The organism is Pseudomonas botevensis, from assembly GCF_019145475.1.
Lineage (GTDB): Bacteria > Pseudomonadota > Gammaproteobacteria > Pseudomonadales > Pseudomonadaceae > Aquipseudomonas > Aquipseudomonas botevensis.
Genome location: NZ_JAHTKI010000055.1, coordinates 1 through 407, shown reverse-complemented (window position 1 = coordinate 407; position 407 = coordinate 1). Strand labels below are relative to the sequence as shown.

1 protein-coding gene is annotated in these 407 nt (G+C 64.6%); it reads right to left on the bottom strand.

Annotated elements, in window-relative coordinates; genetic code table 11:
- Positions 1–407, bottom strand: a 407-nt coding sequence (locus tag KVQ74_RS29265) for a hypothetical protein (RefSeq protein ID WP_217834835.1), incomplete at both ends; no start/stop codon positions are given.

The window sequence follows — 407 nt, the reverse complement described above, 5'->3', positions numbered from 1 at the left end:
TGCAACGGCTCGCCGATCTGCAAGGGCGCGGCGCGCAGCGATTCGCGAACGGCATGGAGGGCGTGGAACGGGTTCATCGTGCGCAGCTTCTGGTCTTCGCTCAGCAACTGGTAGTACAACACCAGCGTGCCGCCATTGATCGGTCTGAGGTGCGAGCCGGGGACGATGATCACGATCGGCAGTTTGGCGTCGACCTCGCCCTGAGTGATTGGATGCTGCGGCAGATCCGGCAGGTAGATGCTCAGGTCGGGACGGGTCCCGAGCCAGAACAGCACAATCACCTGACCGGCGGCGAACGAGTCATCGAACGGGATCTCGACCCGCACCTGCGCCAGATCGGGATCGAGAGCGCCCTGATTGGCCTCGATGGCTTTCGGCGCCAGCAGCCGCCGGGCTTCGCCGATGAC